This is a genomic window from Pseudoruminococcus sp. (assembly GCF_047012705.1).
Lineage (GTDB): Bacteria > Bacillota > Clostridia > Oscillospirales > Acutalibacteraceae > Pseudoruminococcus.
Genome location: NZ_JBKXNW010000054.1, coordinates 1 through 1,407 on the forward strand (window position 1 = coordinate 1; position 1,407 = coordinate 1,407).

At 46.2% G+C, this 1,407-nt stretch carries 1 protein-coding gene and 1 pseudogene; both read left to right on the top strand.

From position 1 onward, the window contains the following. Positions 1-17 precede the first annotated feature (17 nt). Positions 18-799 (top strand): annotated as a pseudogene (locus ACLU24_RS14630) (ParA family protein). Further along, positions 756-1,407: ParB/RepB/Spo0J family partition protein (locus tag ACLU24_RS14635; protein ID WP_412613368.1), on the top strand; the 652-nt coding region annotated here is incomplete at its 3' end. The pseudogene ACLU24_RS14630 and the gene ACLU24_RS14635, both read left to right, overlap by 44 nt.

A 1,407-nucleotide genomic window follows, 5' to 3' on the forward strand; every position in this document is an offset into this window, starting at 1 on the left:
ACTGCAAAACGATTGCTATATGCAATCAAAAAGGCGGAGTTGGAAAGACGACCACCACGGTAAACCTCGGCGTCGGTCTTGCAATGCAGGGAAAAAAAGTGCTGCTCATAGACGCAGACCCACAGGGCGACTTAACCACTTGTCTCGGTTGGCAGGATACAGACAACTTGGGTATCACGCTTGCAACGAAACTCACAGATGTCATAAATGAAACGATATTCTGCACCACGACGAAGGTGTTGACCTTGTTCCTGCAAACCTTGAGCTTTCTGCAATGGAATTTAACCTTGTCAACGCAATGAGCAGAGAAACAGCCTTGAGAAATTATCTCAGCGAAGTGAAGGACAAATACGACTATATCCTTATAGATTGTATGCCTTCCCTCGGAATGGTAACAATCAATGCTCTATCTGCGGCAGACAGCGTTATTATTCCTGTTCAGGCTCAGTATTTACCGGCAAAAGGAATGACGCAGCTTGTTCAGACCATTTCAAGGGTTAAGAAGCGTATCAATCCGAACTTAAAGATTGACGGTATGCTTCTCACTTTGGTGGATAGCCGTACCAACCTCGCCAAAAGCACGGTAGAAGCTCTGAGAGAAAACTTCGGTAATCAAATCAAGATGTATCGAACATATATCCCGATTGCCGTAAAAGCCGCAGAGACTTCTTCCAAAGGCAAGAGCATTTTTGCCTACGAACCGGGCAGCACGGTGTCAAAGGCGTACACCGAATTTACAAAGGAGGTGTTAGCCGATGGCAGGAAGAAAGAGCGACTTCACTCTCACGAAGCTCGATGACTTATTTTCTACGCAGGAACAGAGAGATGAAGAAAAGCTTTCAAAAATCCGAGATATTCCCTTGACTGAGATTGACGATTTCCCCGACCACCCTTTTAAGGTGCGTGATGACGAGGATATGGCACAGCTCATTGAGAGTATTAAGGAACGAGGGGTTATTACTCCGGCGACGGTAAGGCAGAAAGAGGACGGCAGATACGAACTCATTTCAGGACACAGGCGAAAGCGAGCCTGTGAGCTTGCCGGGTTTGATACGCTCCGTTGTGAAGTCGTTGAACTGAACCGAGACGAAGCCACGATTTTAATGGTTGAGAGCAACTACCAAAGGTCGCAGATACTTCCCTCGGAAAAAGCCTATGCCTACAAAATGCGTTTGGAAGCAATGAAAAGGCAAGGAGAACGCACGGATTTAACTTGTGACCCACTGGGGGACAAGTTGGTGGGAACAAAATCTGTAATGTTGTTAGCTGATAAATCAGATGACAGCAAAACGCAGATTCAGCGATATATTCGCCTTACAAACCTTGTTCCCGAACTTTTGGAATATGTGGACGAGGGGCGAATTAAAATGCGACCGGCGGTTGAATTGTCTTTTCTCGATGAGGACA